Here is a 15,292-nt window from a genome sequence, read left to right on the forward strand (position 1 = left end):
CGAACGATGCCTTGATCACGTTGGTGAGGATTTTCATAAAGGCGAATTATCCTCCTCGCGCAGCAAGCTTGCAAGCGACCCACCTGTGCTTGCCACTCTCAGGCTGGCAGCAGCCGCGCCACCCGCGAGCAACCACCGCCTGCCGCTGCCGGAGCAGACAGTGGTCGCCGCTGCACGCATGCCGGTTCAAGGAAAGAACCGCTTCAGCGCATCTTCAAATGCGGGCACATCCGCACCCACGTGCGAGGTGCTGTACTCGGCCTTGAGCATCACCAGGCCCGGCAGGTTCTGCGAGGCCATCTGGTTGAAAAGAGGGATGCTTATCAGCGGATGGTTGCCACCGCTTGCCCCCGCGAGCAACAAGGTCGTGGGCAAGGGCTTGCCGTCGATCTGTTTTTCAAACGCCAACACCCCCGCAGGGCTGGTGTGCTCCCCCACGCTGCACTCGGTCGAGAGGTAGTGTGAAAAGCTGGGCGGCACACCCGCACGGGCCTCCAGTATCAGCGCCGCCACCACAAAGTAGCCGCCATGGGACAAGCCCGACAACACCCGGCGTTTGGGGTCGGCACGGTACTGCCGCTCGATGGCTGGCGCCAGTTCTTTCACAAGGAAGTCGAGGTACTTGGCTGCGCCCGGCATGAGGAAGTCGGTGCCCCGCCAGGCAGTGCCGCCAATGCCGACCAGAATGGCCTGGGTCCCCCGCCGCTGCAGCACCTCCTTGAAGGTGTCGAAGCGGGAGCGATTGGGGCCGCCGTACTGGGCATCACCCTCGGTTGCATAGATGACGGGTAGGGTCGCCGTGCCCGTGGCGTATGACTCGGGCAAGAAAACCTGAACAGGGTAGGTGCTGCCATTGGAGGCCGACTTGATGGTGGAGTTGATCACCTGGCCCACCGGCGCGGGTGCTTCTCCATCGCCAGAGCCTCCGCCCCCGCACGCTGCCAAAGCGGCGGCTACTGCCGCAGTGAGCGCAGCGCGGCGCGTTTGCTGGAATCTTGTGTTCATGGGTGTCCTCCTGTCGCGCCATTGTGGCAGCGCGACATTGCGTTGGCGCTGCTGGCCAGAGCACGCGTCCCCTTGTACCGCCCAAGCCGTCAAAATCACCCTTCGTCCTGCACCGCGCGGATGCAGGTGTCCATCTCAGTTTTGGAGACCCTCACCATGCCCAGCAAAAACACCATCTGCCTCTGGTTCAATGGCAACGCCCTGGATGCCGCCACGTTCTATGCTGCCACCTTCCCTGACAGCGCCGTAGGCCGTGTGATGCACGCGCCGGGGGACTACCCTGCGGGCCAGCAGGGCGACGTATTGACGGTGGAGTTCACCGTGCTGGGCATTCCGTGCCTGGGGCTCAACGGGGGCCCGGCGTTTGTGCACAGCGAGGCGTTTTCATTTCAGGTGGCGACGGACGACCAGGCCGAGACGGACCGACTGTGGAGCGCCATCGTTGACAACGGTGGCCAGGAAAGCGCTTGCGGCTGGTGCAAGGACCAGTGGGGGCTGTCGTGGCAGATCACGCCACGGGTGTTGACACAGGCCGTCACCGACCCCGACAGAGCGGCTGCCAAGCGTGCGTTCGACGCGATGATGGAGATGCGCAAGATCGACATTGCAGCCATTGAGGCGGCTTGGCGCGGGTGATTGCCATCTGGCTGGTTTCGGCCGCTTTTTTGAGGTGATGTTGAGTCCAAAATGGCCTCTAGCGCTTGTCCATCAAGCGCTATCAGCTATTCATTCAATAGCACCACACCTCCACCCTGCCCCACCACCGGCGCGTGCTGCGCCATCAGCCCCACCACCCAGTCGATAAACACCCGCACCTTGGCGCTCACGTGGCGGTTGGGCGGGTAGGCCACGTACAGCGGCATGGGGTCCATCGCCCAGTGTTCAAACAGGGGCACCAGCTCGCCGCGGGCCAGGTGGGGCTGGGCCATGTAGCTGGGCAGCCAGAGCAACCCCATGCCCGCCAGGCCTGCGGCCAGGTAGGCGTTGCCATCATCCAGCGCGCACACGTAGCGGCCTTGCACCTGCACACTTTCCGCGCCCCGGCGCATGGCGTAGGGCACAGGGCGGCCGGTGCGGGCCCACAGGAATCCAACGGTGCGGTGGTGCGTGTCGGCGTCATCCAGCACCTGCGGGTGCGTGGGGGTGCCTGCCCGATGCAGGTAGCTGGGGGCGGCGAACACGCGCAGGGAGAGGTCGCCCACGTGGCGCGCGACAAGAGACGGGTCGGTGATGGTGCCGCCGCGCACCACGCAGTCCACGTTGTCGGCCACCATGTCCACGCGACGGTCGCTCACACCCATGTCAAGCTGGATGTCGGGGTATTGCGCGTGGAACGCAGGCAGCGCGGGGACGAGGATGAGGCGGGCCAGCGGGCTGGGCACGTCCACCCGCAGGCGGCCCCGGGGCGCGGCGGATGCGGTGGAGAGGCTGGTCTCTGCGTCGTCCAGATCGGCCAGCAGGCGCACCACGCGCTCGTAGTAGGCAGCGCCGTCGGCCGTGACCTGCACGCGGCGTGTGGTGCGGTGGAGCAGCTTCACGCGCAGGCGGGCCTCGAGCTGCTGCACCAGCTGCGTGGCGGTGGTGCGGCTCATGTGCAGGGTGTGAGCGGCTTTGGTGAAGCTGCCGGACTCCACCACGCGGGCAAAGGCCTGCATTGCGTCAAAACGGTCCATGGCGGGCCCATCGTTCAAAGATTGTTTGGATTCTAAGAACAGTGGTGGGCAGAGTTGCCTGTTTATCGGCCGGGCGCGTTTTCCTACAGTGCCTTCATCGTTAACCACGGGCCAATTTGCTGGCCCCACTGAAGGAGTTCTCTCATGCCACCACGCGATGTTGTCTTCCCAGCCGGTCGCCAAGCGCTGTACGAACGTAACCGCTATTCGCCAGCGGTGCGGTCCCACGGTTTTCTGTTCGTGTCGGGCCAGGTAGGCAGCCGCGAAGATGGCTCGCCCGAGCCCGACCTGAAGGCGCAGGTGCGGCTGGCGTTCACCAACCTGAACGCAGTGCTGCAGGCGGCGGGCTGCACGTTTGACGATGTGGTGGACGTGACGATGTTTGTGGTCAACCCCGAAGCGAACTTCGAGACCGTCTGGGGCGTCGTGCCCGAGTTCTGGGGCGAGGCGCCCTACCCCACGCTGACGGGCATCGGGGTGACCTGGCTGTATGGGTTTCAGTTTGAGATCAAGGTGATCGCGAAGCTGCCGGACAGCCGGGGCTGATTGGATTGCCTGGAGAAATCTGGATGAAATTCATGGTCCCTGCAGCAGCGAGCAGCCCCCACTACCGCGCCTGCAACCGCCCCTCAAACACACAGGCAGCGCCCCGATAGGCACCGCAACCCGTCTCGGACACCCAGGCCCGGCGCCCGTCGACATCCACCCGCACTCGGACCTCGCAAGCGGCAGCGTCGAGTTCGGGTCGGTAGGGCTTGAGCACCAAAGTGCCTCGTTGCCACTGCCCCAGGCTGTCCAGACCGCCGCTGCACTGCGGCGATCCAACCGTGAGCGCTGCCGCCACAGCGCCGCGTTCAGCATCCAACACGATCAGTCGTAACTGCAACTGCCCCACCAAGGCCGGGCCTTCCCACTGCGCCGCCAGGCGGCTGGCTGGCAAGGTCGAACTGGCGGCAAGAGCAGGCGCCTGCGCCTGGGCCCAGCAGACGGGCTGGGCCAGTGCCAGCGCGGCCCACAGCGCTTTTCGTGCTCCAGCACACGCCACGCTGCGCGCCACGGCACCAAAACGTACAAGGGGACGAAGTCGGGCGGACAAGGTACAAGTCATGGCAGGGGTCGGACGTTTCAACGGAAGTTGGCGGGCACTATGCGCTGCTCAATGTACTGCCACAGGTACGCCGTGTAAGCCTTGGCTGCACTGCCGTCGTGGGCGTCGATCATCGCCTGGCGCTTGTCGGCATCAGCCACGTGGTTTTTAAGCAGGCTTTCAGCGCGCGCATCGGTCAGCGTGCCTTTGAGGATTTGCGCGGCACCATTCGCCCCCTCGTGGTGGACCAGATAGATGTACTGCGCTTTCTTATCTGCGGGCAGATCGGCAGGCACCAGAGGGGTGCCATCGTCGTTGGTGCGGGCGCTCAGTTGGGTGAAGTAACCCTTGTCCAGCTCAGCCGCAGCCACGATGGAGGTGGTGGCGTCAAAGCGCAAGTCCAGCAGCGCAGCCCGGTCCACCACCTGGTTGGCATCGTTCACCTGCCCCAGGGACTTGGCCTGTTCATTGACGTAGCTGCCCGGCTTGGTGGCCGATTCGATCCAGGTGCTTTCCAGAAATTGCGTCAAGCCCCCAGCCTTGCTGGTGGTGTTGTAGCTCTGCGGGTCCCAGGTGGCCGAGAGTTCACGGCGCAGGGCCTTCCACTCGGCGGCCCCCGCCTTGTCCAGCTTGGCTTTGGGGTCCAGCTGCGGATGCAGCTCGCCAAAAAAGCGCTGGTTGGTGGCATCGTCCAGACGCTTGCCGCGCAGCGGGCCCGCTTCTGCAGATATCACGGCCGCAATCGTGGCGCGTGGGTAGCCCGTGCGATCCGCAGCCAAGGTAATGGCGTCGCGGTAAATCTCGTTCACGCCCAGGCGCAATGGATCGGTCCGGTCGCGCTCGGCATTCCGCAACGCGGTCAAGGCATTGGGCGCAGGCACGGTGCCAGCCCCCCAGAACGGCGTGGAGTTGGCGCTTTGCGCGGTGTTGCTGCTGGCGGTGGGGAGGGTATCGGCCTGCGCCAGCATCAAGCCGGATTGCAAAGACGTCGAGATGTTTTCGTTGGCAAAGCCCGTCTCCTGAGACAAACTGGGGTCCGTAGGCGCTGCAGCAGCGCCACTGCCGGAAAGTGCCCAAGTACTGGTGTTGGTATTGATTTGCATGGTGAAGAGCTGTCGGTATTGATCCATCCCTGGGCACGATGGGCACGGGGCCTCGGTCCATCCCTTGGGGCATCTGCCAATTGATGCAGCCATGAGGGATGAACGTGATTGAACCGGTTTTACCTTCGTATAGCTATACAGGAGATTCCTAGCTAGGAATCTCCCTAGCTGGGAAGAACACCTACCCATAGAGAGAAGAACCGCCTGGCCACACCAAGGCTGGGGACGGAGCCCTGCGTTCGATCTAGCGGGAATTCTGTCCAGGAGCCTTGATCGGGCAGCCCGAGCTTTCGCCCTGCCTGTCGAGGGGCTGTTCAGCGGAAACGCCCTGGCTTGGACAGGCCCAGCCCGAACGGGTGGAGGGAAACGGGCGGGACGAAGGACGAGGGCAACCAGTGCGACACGAGGTCACGAGGTCACGAGGTCCTCAAAATCAAGCCGAATTGGCGTCCAGTGGTTTACCCACAAACGCAAGCTGACACACAATTAATAGCAAAGGCATCCCACGGCAGCAACGGCATCACAGATTCGGCGCCAGCAACCGCTCCAACACCTTCTCGTCCATGCCCCGGCGCTGAGCCATGTCGTGCAACTGGTCTTCACCGATCTTGCCGACGTTGAAATACACCGCGTCGGGGTGGCCGATGTAGAAGCCACTCACGCTGGCGGCGGGCATCATGGCCAGGCTTTCCGTCAGGGTCATGCCTACTTCTTCACACTGCAGCACGCGGAACAGCTCGCTTTTGGCGCTGTGGTCCGGGCAGGCGGGGTAGCCGGGCGCGGGGCGGATGCCGTGGTACTTCTCGGCAATCATGTCGTCGTTGCTCAGCGCTTCGCCAGCGGCATAGCCCCACAGGTCGGTGCGCACGCGGTGGTGCAAGGCTTCGGCAAAGGCTTCGGCCAGGCGGTCGGCCAGGCTCTTGAACATGATGGCGGAGTAGTCGTCCAGCGCGTCGATGAAGGCCTTTTCCTTCCTCTCGATGCCCAGGCCCGCCGTGACCGCGAACATGCCTGCGTAGTCGGCAATGCCGCTGGACTTGGGCGCGACGAAGTCGGCCAGGCAGCGGCTGGGGCGCGTCACGCCGTCGATGGTGTGTTTCTCGGCCTGCTGGCGCAGGCCGTACCAGGTCATGGCGACCTCGGTGCGGGTGTCGTCGGTGTAGAACTCGATGTCGTCGTCGTTCACGCTGTTGGCCGGGTACAGGCCCATCACGCCGCTGGCGGTCAGCCACCGGCCCTCGATGATCTTCTTGAGCATGGCCTGGGCGTCGGCGAATACGCGCGTGGCCTCCACGCCCACCACCTCGTCGGTCAGGATGGCGGGGTACGGGCCGGCCAGGTCCCAGGTCTGGAAGAACGGGCCCCAGTCGATGTACTTGGCCAGCTCGGCCAGGTCGAAGTTCTTGAATACCCGGCGGCCCAACGCACGCGGCACAGCGGGCTGGTAGGCGGCCAAGTCCACGGGTGTCTTGTTGGCGCGGATCTTGGCCAGGGGCCACAGGGGTGTGGCCTTTTTGTTGGCGTGCTGGGTGCGCACCTTGTCGTAGTCCGCGTTCAACTCATCCACGTAGTTCTGCACGCCGTCGCCCAGCAGGCTCTGCGCCACGCTCACGCTGCGCGAGGCATCGGGCACGTAGACCACGGGACCTTCGTAGTGCGGCGCGATCTTGACGGCGGTGTGCACGCGGCTGGTGGTGGCGCCGCCGATGAGCAGCGGAATCTTCTTGATGCGGAAGTGCTCGTCCTTCTGCATCTCGCCCGCCACGTACTGCATCTCTTCGAGGCTAGGGGTGATCAGGCCCGACAGGCCCACGATGTCGGCCCCCTCGACCTTGGCACGCGCCAAAATTTCGTGGCAGGGCACCATCACGCCCATGTTCACCACCTCGAAGTTGTTGCACTGGAGCACGACGGTGACGATGTTCTTGCCGATGTCGTGTACGTCGCCCTTGACGGTGGCAATGACGATCTTGCCCTTGCTGCGCACGTCGCGCCCGGCCAGCTCGTCCTGGCGCTTTTCTTCTTCGATGTAGGGGATCAGGTGGGCCACGGCGCTCTTCATCACGCGGGCGCTTTTCACCACCTGAGGCAAGAACATCTTGCCGGCGCCGAACAGGTCGCCCACGACGTTCATGCCGTCCATCAGCGGGCCTTCGATCACATGCAGCGGGCGGCCGCCCTTGGCCAGGATGGCGCAGTAGGCCTCTTCGGTGTCTTCGACGATGAAATCGGTGATGCCGTGCACCAGCGCATGCGACAGGCGCTCGCCCACGGTGCGCGGGGCCTCGGGCGTGCCGCGCCATTCGAGCTTCTTGCTCTCGTCCTTGGCGCCGCTCTTGGCGGTCTCGGCCACTTCCACCAAGCGCTCGCCGGCATCGGGGCGGCGGTTGAGGACCACGTCCTCGACGCGTTCGCGCAGCGTGGGCTCCAGGTCATCGTAGACGCCGACCATGCCGGCGTTGACGATGCCCATGTCCATTCCGGCCTGGATCGCGTGGTACAGGAACACGGTGTGGATGGCCTCGCGCACCGGGTCGTTGCCGCGGAAGCTGAAGCTCACGTTGGAAACACCGCCCGAGACCTTGGCACCGGGCAGGTTCTGCTTGATCCAGCGCACGGCCTCGATGAAGTCGACCGCGTAGTTGTTGTGCTCCTCGATGCCGGTGGCCACCGCGAAGATGTTGGGGTCGAAGATGATGTCCTCGGGCGGGAAATCCACCTCGTCGACCAGCACGCGGTAGGCGCGCTCGCAGATCTCGATCTTGCGCTCGAAGGTGTCGGCCTGGCCCTTCTCGTCGAAGGCCATGACCACGGCGGCCGCGCCATAGCGCTTGACCAGGCGCGCCTCGTGCTTGAACTTGTCGATCCCCTCTTTCATGGAGATGGAGTTCACGATGCCCTTACCCTGGATGCAGCGCAGACCGGCCTCGATCACCTCCCACTTGGAGCTGTCCACCATGATGGGCACGCGCGCGATGTCGGGCTCGGACGCGATGAGCTGCAGAAAGCGCACCATGGCCGCCTTGCTGTCGAGCATGGCCTCGTCCATGTTGATGTCGATGACCTGCGCGCCGTTCTCCACCTGCTGGCGCGCCACGGCCAGCGCCTCTTCGTACTGGCCGTTCAAAATCATGCGCGCGAACGCCTTGGAGCCGGTGACGTTGGTGCGCTCGCCGATGTTGACGAACAAGGTGCCCTCGCCAATGGAGACGGGCTCCAGGCCAGACAGTTTCATGGGGGGCAGGGATACAGCGGACATAGGACTTACTCACTCACCTGTGCAGCAGGAACAGCGGAAAAACAGGTGAGCGTCGTTGCGGTGTACGGTGGGGTGCGCGGGACCCAAGCCTGACGAATCGCCATGCACTCAACCGGGCATGGCAAGTCGCTGCAACGCTCCTTGGGCCGAGGAGCGATTGTAGTTGCCCGTCTGCGGTCAGCGCACTGGGCGGCGGCCCCGGAATGCGGCCAGCAGCATCAAGCCCACCATCAGCCACAGAGCCCACTCGGACAGCGACGGAATCGCGCTCGCGGCCACTGCGGCGATGGTGTCGGTATCGGTGGCGCTGTTGTTGCCCGGGTTGGGGTCGGTCACCCCCCCTGAGGCCGTGACCGTCGCGGTGTTGACCAGCGTCCCCGTCGCCGACGCGCTCACCGTGGCAGTGACGGTGTAGGTCACCGATCCACCCGCAGGCAGGTTGACGACATCGTTGATGCTGCCGCTGCCCGCTGCCGTGCAAGTGCCGCCGCCGGAGCCCACGCAGGTCCAGGTACCAGTGAGCACGGCAGGCAGGGTGTCTGCCACCGTCGTGCCCGGGGCGTTGGACGGGCCGGCGTTGCTGGCGATGATGGTGTAGATCACCGACCCGCCGGGGTTCGCCGTGGTCACGCCATCGGTCTTGGTAATGGCCAGATCGGCCTGCGATGCGATGGTGTCGGAATCCGTGGCACTGTTGTTGCCCGGGTTGGGGTCGGTCACTCCGCCCGGCGCGGTCACCGTCGCGGTATTGACCAGCGTTCCGCTGGCCGCTGCGCTCACGGTGGCAGTCACCGTATAGGTCACCGATCCCCCCGCAGGCAAGTTGGCGGTGTCGTTGATGTTGCCGCTGCCTGCTGCTGTGCACGTGCCGCCGCCCGCACCCACGCAGGTCCAGGTGCCCGTCAGCGCAGCGGGGAACGTATCCGCTACCGCCGCGCCAGGGGCATTGGACGGGCCCGCGTTGCTGGCGGTGATGGTGTAGGTGACCGAGCCACCCGGGATGGCCGTGGTCACGCCGTCCGTTTTGGTGATGGACAGATCGGCCTGCGGCGTGATGGTGTCGGAGTCGGTTGCGCTGTTGTTGCCTGGGACAGGATCGGTCACCCCGCCCGGCGCTGTCACCGTCGCGGTGTTGGTCAATGTCCCTGTGGCTGCACCGCTCACCGTGGCGCTGACGGTGTACGTCACCGATCCCCCTGCGGGCAGGTTGACGGTGTCGTTGATGTTGCCGCTGCCTGCTGCCGTGCAGGTGCCGCCGCCCGCACCCACGCAGGTCCAGGTGCCCGTGAGCGCCGCCGGGAAGGTGTCGGCCACCGTGGCCCCCGGTGCATTGGACGGCCCGGCATTGCTCGCGGTGATGGTGTAGGTGACCGAGCCACCCGGCGTGGCCGTGGTCACCCCGTCGGTCTTGGTGATGGACAGATCGGCCTGGGGAGTGAGTGTGTCGGAGTCGGTGGCGCTGTTGTTGGCAGGGACAGGGTCGTTCACGGCGGACGTCACTGTCGCGGTATTGGTCAGTGTCCCGGTCGCCGAACCGTTGATCGTGGCGCTGACCGTGTAGGTGACCGATCCCCCCGCCGGCAGGTTGACGCTGTCATTGATGTTGCCGCTGCCCGCCGCCGTGCAGGTGCCGCCGCCCGCGCCCACGCAGGTCCAGGTGCCGGTGAGCACGGCGGGAAACGTATCCGCCACCGTCGCGCCAGGGGCATTGGACGGGCCGGCGTTGCTCGCGGTGATGGTGTAGGTCACCGATCCGCCCGGGACGGCCGTGGTCACGCCATCGGTTTTGGTGATGGACAGGTCCGCATCTTGGGCATGCACTGTGGTCGCAGCCACCGTGGCCAACAAGAACGCAGTGAGCCACAGCAAAACACGTTGGAGCATGGGGAAGTCCCGAGTCGGAGTGGAAGGGTGGCAAAGTGTAACGCCACGTTTCTACCCGGAACTTTCACGCACGGAGGCGCACGCCAACCCCAGTCCCGCGCTGGAAGCGCTTGATCCGCGCTCAACGCACCGGCAGGAACTGCAGGAAGGTGCCGCCCACAATGCCCTGCACATAGCTGATGGCCGCGCGGCGGTACTTTTCGGTGGTCAGGGCGGCGAGCAGGTCAAGCCGCGCGATGACCTTGCCAAACTCGCGCTCGAAGCTCAGGTTGCGGCCCTGGTGCCCGATTTCGTCCGCCAGCAGCAGCGGCTGGCCCTGGGCATTGCGGCGCTGGGCCAGCAGCCACACAGCGCTTTCCACATTGCGGGCGGCGTTGTAGAGGTGCTGTGCATCCACACCGTCGAGCAAAAAGAACTCCGTCTTGCCGCCATGGGCTGTGATGATCATGTCGGCCGTGGCATGGATGAAGGCCGCCACGCGGTCCCCGGTGAACTCCGGCGCCAGTGCAAAGCCCATCGCGGCGATGTCGCGGCGCCCTTGCAGCGGCGCCCAGGGCTGGCGCTGCAGGATGGCCACGCGCACCTGCTCGGCGGCGTGCTCGCGGCTGGTGGTGCTGGTTTTTCGCCATTCGGCGGGGTTGCGGCGGTAGAGCTTGTCCATCAGCCTGAACAAGCCTTCCAGGTTCTCCTGCATGGCCAGCGTGGCCAGCCGATTCATGTCGGACTGGGCCAGTTCGGCGGGCGAGGCAGACGCGCCCTTGACCTCACCGCGTGGCGTGGGCGCATTCGCCGCGCAGCCTGCGAGCACGGTGCACAGCAGTGCACACGATGACATCCACAGGAGAGAAAAGAGCGGCCCACGCATGGGGGCCGATTATCGGGCGCAGTGTGGGCGCCTCACAGCCGGTTAACACTGTTTGAAGATCTCAGGCCACTGCCCTGAATCCCGTTGCCTCAGCAGCGGCCCGCGCTGTCGGGGTTGGGGATGCCCTCAATCGGGCACTCCTCGGTGCCCACCATGGACCGGGTGATAGCTTCCACAGCCTCGCGCGTGCCTTCGGGGTCATGCACCCAGCGGTTGTAAAAGTCATACGGGCAGGCGGCTACACCCTGGTCCCCACCGCCGGAGTTGATCAGCCCTGTGTATCCCCGGTGCAGCAGTTTGAAGAGGTGGTTCTCGGACTGCCCATTCTTGCGGAAGTCGCGGATCAGGCTTTTTGACAACGCGGCGTACTGCACACCGTATTCCTCCTCGCCGCATTCGCCCAGCGTGCGGCCATCAAAACCGATCAGGGCGCTGTGGCCGAAGTAGCTGTACACGCCGTCAAACCCGGCAGCATTGGCCACGGCCACGTAGGTGTTGTTGGCAAAGGCCATGGCCTTGCTCATCAGAATCTGCTGCTCCTTGGCGGGGTACATGTAGCCCTGGCAGCGCACGATGAGTTCGGCGCCCTTCATGGCGCAGTCGCGCCAGATCTCGGGGTAGTTGCCGTCATCGCAGATGATGAGGCTGATCTTCAGGCCCTTGGGGCCTTCGCTGACGTAGGTGGTGTCCCCGGGATACCAGCCTTCGATGGGCGTCCACGGCATGATCTTGCGGTACTTCTGCACAACCTCGCCCTGATCGTTCATGAGGATCAGGGTGTTGTACGGCACCTTGTGCGGATGCTCCTCGTGGCGCTCGCCAGTGAGCGAGAACACGCCCCACACCTTGGCCTTGCGACAGGCGGCGGCGAAGATTTCGGTCTCTTCACCCGGTACGGTGGCCGCCGTGTCCATCATCTCCTGAGCGTCGTACATGATGCCGTGGGTGCTGTACTCCGGAAAGATCACCAGGTCCATGCCGGGCAGTCCGGTCTTCATACCCACCAGCATGTCTGCGATCTTGCGCGCATTGTCCAGCACCTCGGCCTTGCTGTGCAGGCGCGGCATCTTGTAGTTGACCACCGCCACGCCGACGGTGTCCTTGCTGCTTGAGATATCGCCGTGAATCATGGTGAAGCATCCCTATCAATGAGAAATCATCCAGGGCCGTTTGCTCGGAAACGCCTTGGCGCCGCTGGGCGCTGTCATCGTCGCCTTGCGGCTCTGTGATGACGAACAGCAACCACAGCCCGCTGGGTGTCTGAGGTGGGCGTAGTCGCCCGAGCGCTGCGGCTCGTGCCGCGCGCGCTCGTTGGTGGCGATGGCGCTGCGCGCCGACGCACTCATGAGCGCCAGACGTGGTGCGGTGGAAAACACGCGCGGCGATGCTGCGCCGCAGTCCGGGCAGGCAGCGGGTTCGTTGCGGTCTGCCAGCAGGCGGAAGGCATCAAACCCGCCACACTGGGCACAGGCGTAGTCGTAGGTGGGCATGGCCGGTTCTTTCTGGAAAAGGCGCCAAGATAGGTCAGACCAGATCGGGCGACAGCGGCATCGCCACCGAGCCATCCAGGTGCTTGATGGGCCCTGCTGCACTGGGGTTGATGTCAAAGTCAAAGATCTGCGTGGGCAGCCACAGCGTGGCGCAGGCATTGGGCACATCCACCACACCGCTGATGTGGCCCTGCACGGGCGCCGTGCCCAGAATGGAATACGCCTGCGCGCCCGAGTAGCCGAACTTCTTGAGGTACTCGATGGCGTTCAGGCAGGCCTGGCGGTAGGCCACGTTCACGTCCAGGTAGTACTGCTTGCCACTCTCGTCCACGCTGATGCCCTCGAAGATCAGGTAGTCGTTGTAGGTGGGCGTGATGGGGCTGGGCTTGAAGATGGGGTTCTTGATGCCGTACTTGGCCATGCCGCCCTTGATGAGCGTGACCTTCATGTGCACCCAGCCTGCCATCTCGATGGCGCCGCAGAAGGTGATCTCGCCGTCGCCCTGGCTGAAATGCAGGTCGCCCACCGACAGCCCGGCGCCGTCTACATACACCGGGAAGAACACCTTGGCGCCGCGCGACAAATCCTTGATGTCGCAGTTGCCACCATGCTCGCGCGGGGGCACCGTGCGGGCGCCTTCGGCAGCCGCTTTGGCCTTGGCATCGCCCGTGAGGCGACCCATGTGGGCCGTGCCCGCCGAGGGTGGGTTGGCCAGTCCGGCCGTGGGGTCTGAGTCGATGAGCGCCTGCTCGCGCGCATTCCACTGCTCCAGCATCTTGCGGTCGGGCAGGCAGCCAATCAGGCCGGGGTGGATGAGCCCCGCGTACTTCACGCCCGGCACATGGCGTGAACTGGTGAACATGCCATGAAAGTCCCAGATGGACTTTTGCGCCTGCGGGAAGTGCTCGGTCAAGAAGCCGCCGCCGTTGTTCTTGCTGAAAAAGCCGTTGAACCCCCACAGGCTGTCCTGCTTGGCGCCAATGTCCAGCAGGTCCACCACCAGCAGGTCACCGGGCTCGGCCCCCTTCACGCCCACGGGGCCGCTGAGGTAGTGCACCGTCGTCAGGTCAATGTCGCGCACGTCGTCCGCGCTGTCGTTGTTTTGGATGAAACCGCCGGTCCAGTCAAACGTCTCCAGCACAAACTCATCGCCCGGGTTGACCCAGCAGGCCATGGGAATGTCTGGGTGCCAGCGGTTGTGGATATTTTCGTTCTCGGTGGGCGACTTGCTCAGATCGACCTTGATCAGGGTTTCAGCCATGGCGTGCTCCTTGGAAGGGGTGGGTGGACAGAGGAAAAAGTGGGGGAAGAGAGTCCAGGGCTTGCACGGCAAGCGGCCTGCGAAACTGTCACGGCGAAGGCCAGTGCCCCCGCGCTGGGGGCGCCCCCCTCCCGCAGCGCGCAGCGATGCGAGAGAGGGGAAAGGCGCGAAGCGACACAGGGGTGCCTCATACAGACAAATAAGCTTTGATGCGTTGCTGGTCGGTGTCGGCACGCGCTGTCTCATGCACCAGGCGGCCGCCCTCGATAACGAACAGCCGGTCGGCCACGTCCATGGCAAACGACAGCACCTGCTCGCTCACCACGATGGTGATCTGGCGCAGCTTGCGGATCTCGTTGAGCGCCTTGGCGATGTCCTTGATGATGGAAGGCTGGATGCCCTCGGTGGGCTCGTCGAGCAGCAGCACCTTGGGGTCGGTGACGAGCGCTCGCGCAATGGCCAGTTGCTGCTGCTGCCCGCCCGATAGGTTGCCTCCCTTGCGCCGACGCATGTCCCACAGCACGGGAAACAGTGCGTAGATGTCTTCGGGAATCTGTCGCGTCTTGGAGTTTTCCAGCCCGGTCTCGATGTTCTCTTCGACCGTGAGGGTCGGGAAGATCATGCGACCTTGCGGCACATAGGCGATGCCCTTGGCCACGCGGCGAAAGCTCTCGTCCTTCGTCACGTCCTGGCCTGCCACGGTGATCTGGCCGCTCTTGACGGGCATCACACCCATGAGGCTTTTGAACAGCGTGGTTTTGCCCATGCCATTGCGGCCCATGATGGCCACGGTCTCGTTGGCACGGCCGTCAAACGAGATGCCGTGCAGCGCCTCGCTCTGGCCGTAGGCCACAAACAGATCTTTGACTTCCAGCATGCGATGCTCCTGTGAAGGAATGGGTTGCTCAGTGGCCCAGGTACACGTCGATGACCTTGGGGTCCGCTTGCACCTTCTCCATGGGGCCTTCGGCCAGGATCTTTCCCTGGTGCATCACAGTGACCTTGTGGGCAATGCGCTTGACGAACTCCATGTCGTGCTCAATGACGATCACCGCGCGGTTCTTGCAGATGCGCTGCAGCAGCTCGGCCGTCAGCTCGCGCTCGCGCGCGCTCATGCCGGCAATCGGCTCGTCCAGCATCAGCAGCTCTGGCTCCTGCATCAACAGCATGCCGATCTCCAGCCACTGTTTTTGCCCGTGGCTCAGCAAGCCGGCCTCGGTATCGAGCTTGTCGCCGAGGCCAATGTCTTCGGCCACCACCTGCACACGCGCCTTGACCTCATCGGTGCACTTGAACGCCAGCGCTCCCAGCACCGAGCGGCCTGCGGGGTAAGACACCTCCAGGTTCTGGAAGACCGACAGGTTCTCGTAGATCGAGGGCGTCTGGAACTTGCGCCCGATGCCCAGGCGCACACGCTTGTGCTCGGCCATGCGGGTGAGTTCTTCGTTCTTGAACTTGATGCTGCCGCCCGTGGCGCGGGTCTTGCCGCAGATCAGATCAAGCAGCGTGGTCTTGCCCGCGCCGTTGGGGCCGATGATCACGCGCAGCTCGTTCTTGTCGATGTACAGCGTGAGGTCGTCGATGGCCTTGAAGCCGTCGAACGACACGGTCAGGTCTTCCACGGCCAGGGCAAAGTCGGTGTTGCTCATGAGGGGTGCTCCGGTG

General features: G+C 64.5%; 14 protein-coding genes and 1 riboswitch. Of the genes, 2 read left to right on the top strand and 12 right to left on the bottom strand.

The window, feature by feature from the left end; genetic code table 11:
* Nucleotides 1–186 precede the first annotated feature (186 nt).
* Entirely contained in the window at nt 187–1,005 is an 819-nt protein-coding gene (locus ASE39_RS10330; RefSeq protein ID WP_082615392.1) for an alpha/beta hydrolase-fold protein, read from the bottom strand.
* 156 nt (nt 1,006–1,161) lie between these two features.
* On the opposite strand from ASE39_RS10330, the gene ASE39_RS10335 reads away from it, so the two are divergent.
* Nucleotides 1,162–1,641, top strand: coding sequence for a VOC family protein (locus tag ASE39_RS10335; protein WP_057271436.1), 480 nt, complete (start codon nt 1,162–1,164; stop codon nt 1,639–1,641).
* Between the two features lie 86 nt (nt 1,642–1,727).
* On the opposite strand, the gene ASE39_RS10340 is transcribed toward ASE39_RS10335, so the two are convergent.
* Nucleotides 1,728–2,678 carry a LysR family transcriptional regulator gene (locus ASE39_RS10340; RefSeq protein ID WP_057271070.1) on the bottom strand — a complete coding sequence of 317 codons (951 nt, stop codon included), beginning with the start codon at nt 2,676–2,678 and terminating at the stop codon, nt 1,728–1,730.
* A gap of 144 nt (nt 2,679–2,822) precedes the next feature.
* Between ASE39_RS10340 and ASE39_RS10345 the strand changes: the two genes are divergently transcribed.
* A complete protein-coding gene (locus ASE39_RS10345) occupies nt 2,823–3,224 on the top strand; it encodes a RidA family protein (RefSeq protein WP_057228107.1) in 402 nt (133 codons plus the stop codon).
* Nucleotides 3,225–3,285: 61 nt separating this feature from the next.
* Here ASE39_RS10345 and ASE39_RS10350 read toward each other — a convergent pair whose 3' ends face one another.
* The 10 genes from ASE39_RS10350 to urtD form a co-directional block, all read right to left on the bottom strand.
* Nucleotides 3,286–3,786, bottom strand: a complete 501-nt coding sequence (locus ASE39_RS10350; RefSeq protein ID WP_140426744.1) for a hypothetical protein — start codon at nt 3,784–3,786, stop codon at nt 3,286–3,288.
* Nucleotides 3,787–3,803: 17 nt separating this feature from the next.
* A complete protein-coding gene (locus ASE39_RS10355; RefSeq protein WP_057271072.1) occupies nt 3,804–4,868 on the bottom strand; it encodes a hypothetical protein in 1,065 nt (354 codons plus the stop codon).
* A 520-nt stretch (nt 4,869–5,388) separates the two neighbouring features.
* Entirely contained in the window at nt 5,389–8,103 is a 2,715-nt protein-coding gene (metH, locus tag ASE39_RS10360; RefSeq protein ID WP_242421403.1) for a methionine synthase, read from the bottom strand.
* A 64-nt stretch (nt 8,104–8,167) separates the two neighbouring features.
* Nucleotides 8,168–8,276: riboswitch (S-adenosyl-L-homocysteine riboswitch) on the bottom strand.
* A 28-nt stretch (nt 8,277–8,304) separates the two neighbouring features.
* Entirely contained in the window at nt 8,305–10,011 is a 1,707-nt protein-coding gene (locus ASE39_RS10365) for an IPTL-CTERM sorting domain-containing protein (RefSeq protein ID WP_057271073.1), read from the bottom strand.
* A 121-nt stretch (nt 10,012–10,132) separates the two neighbouring features.
* Complete coding sequence (locus ASE39_RS10370; protein ID WP_057271074.1) at nt 10,133–10,876, bottom strand: hypothetical protein; 744 nt, start codon at nt 10,874–10,876, stop codon at nt 10,133–10,135.
* A gap of 89 nt (nt 10,877–10,965) precedes the next feature.
* Nucleotides 10,966–12,006, bottom strand: a complete 1,041-nt coding sequence (locus ASE39_RS10375) for an aliphatic amidase (protein WP_057271075.1) — start codon at nt 12,004–12,006, stop codon at nt 10,966–10,968.
* A gap of 15 nt (nt 12,007–12,021) precedes the next feature.
* Nucleotides 12,022–12,366, bottom strand: coding sequence for a zinc ribbon domain-containing protein (locus tag ASE39_RS10380; protein WP_057271076.1), 345 nt, complete (start codon nt 12,364–12,366; stop codon nt 12,022–12,024).
* A gap of 34 nt (nt 12,367–12,400) precedes the next feature.
* Nucleotides 12,401–13,627, bottom strand: coding sequence for a formamidase (fmdA, locus tag ASE39_RS10385; RefSeq protein ID WP_057271077.1), 1,227 nt, complete (start codon nt 13,625–13,627; stop codon nt 12,401–12,403).
* 187 nt (nt 13,628–13,814) lie between these two features.
* Nucleotides 13,815–14,504 (bottom strand): urea ABC transporter ATP-binding subunit UrtE, encoded by a 690-nt coding sequence (gene urtE, locus ASE39_RS10390; protein WP_057228091.1) that lies wholly within the window; start codon nt 14,502–14,504, stop codon nt 13,815–13,817.
* Nucleotides 14,505–14,532: 28 nt separating this feature from the next.
* Nucleotides 14,533–15,276 carry an urea ABC transporter ATP-binding protein UrtD gene (gene urtD, locus ASE39_RS10395; RefSeq protein ID WP_057228089.1) on the bottom strand — a complete coding sequence of 248 codons (744 nt, stop codon included), beginning with the start codon at nt 15,274–15,276 and terminating at the stop codon, nt 14,533–14,535.
* Nucleotides 15,277–15,292 lie beyond the last annotated feature (16 nt).

It is taken from the genome of Acidovorax sp. Root267 (genome assembly GCF_001429215.1).
Lineage (GTDB): Bacteria > Pseudomonadota > Gammaproteobacteria > Burkholderiales > Burkholderiaceae_C > Acidovorax > Acidovorax radicis.

What these genes read in the sequence shown, in the direction of transcription:
- urtD (WP_057228089.1), bottom strand. Translation starts at nt 15,276, where the DNA reads ATGAGCAACACCGACTTTGCCCTGGCCGTGGAAGACCTGACCGTGTCG.
- ASE39_RS10345 (WP_057228107.1), top strand. Translation starts at nt 2,823, where the DNA reads ATGCCACCACGCGATGTTGTCTTCCCAGCCGGTCGCCAAGCGCTGTAC.
- ASE39_RS10340 (WP_057271070.1), bottom strand. Translation starts at nt 2,678, where the DNA reads ATGGACCGTTTTGACGCAATGCAGGCCTTTGCCCGCGTGGTGGAGTCC.
- ASE39_RS10350 (WP_140426744.1), bottom strand. Translation starts at nt 3,786, where the DNA reads ATGACTTGTACCTTGTCCGCCCGACTTCGTCCCCTTGTACGTTTTGGT.
- ASE39_RS10355 (WP_057271072.1), bottom strand. Translation starts at nt 4,868, where the DNA reads ATGCAAATCAATACCAACACCAGTACTTGGGCACTTTCCGGCAGTGGC.
- ASE39_RS10330 (WP_082615392.1), bottom strand. Translation starts at nt 1,005, where the DNA reads ATGAACACAAGATTCCAGCAAACGCGCCGCGCTGCGCTCACTGCGGCA.
- ASE39_RS10335 (WP_057271436.1), top strand. Translation starts at nt 1,162, where the DNA reads ATGCCCAGCAAAAACACCATCTGCCTCTGGTTCAATGGCAACGCCCTG.
- metH (WP_242421403.1), bottom strand. Translation starts at nt 8,103, where the DNA reads ATGAAACTGTCTGGCCTGGAGCCCGTCTCCATTGGCGAGGGCACCTTG.
- urtE (WP_057228091.1), bottom strand. Translation starts at nt 14,504, where the DNA reads ATGCTGGAAGTCAAAGATCTGTTTGTGGCCTACGGCCAGAGCGAGGCG.
- ASE39_RS10365 (WP_057271073.1), bottom strand. Translation starts at nt 10,011, where the DNA reads ATGCTCCAACGTGTTTTGCTGTGGCTCACTGCGTTCTTGTTGGCCACG.
- ASE39_RS10375 (WP_057271075.1), bottom strand. Translation starts at nt 12,006, where the DNA reads ATGATTCACGGCGATATCTCAAGCAGCAAGGACACCGTCGGCGTGGCG.
- fmdA (WP_057271077.1), bottom strand. Translation starts at nt 13,627, where the DNA reads ATGGCTGAAACCCTGATCAAGGTCGATCTGAGCAAGTCGCCCACCGAG.
- ASE39_RS10370 (WP_057271074.1), bottom strand. Translation starts at nt 10,876, where the DNA reads ATGCGTGGGCCGCTCTTTTCTCTCCTGTGGATGTCATCGTGTGCACTG.
- ASE39_RS10380 (WP_057271076.1), bottom strand. Translation starts at nt 12,366, where the DNA reads ATGCCCACCTACGACTACGCCTGTGCCCAGTGTGGCGGGTTTGATGCC.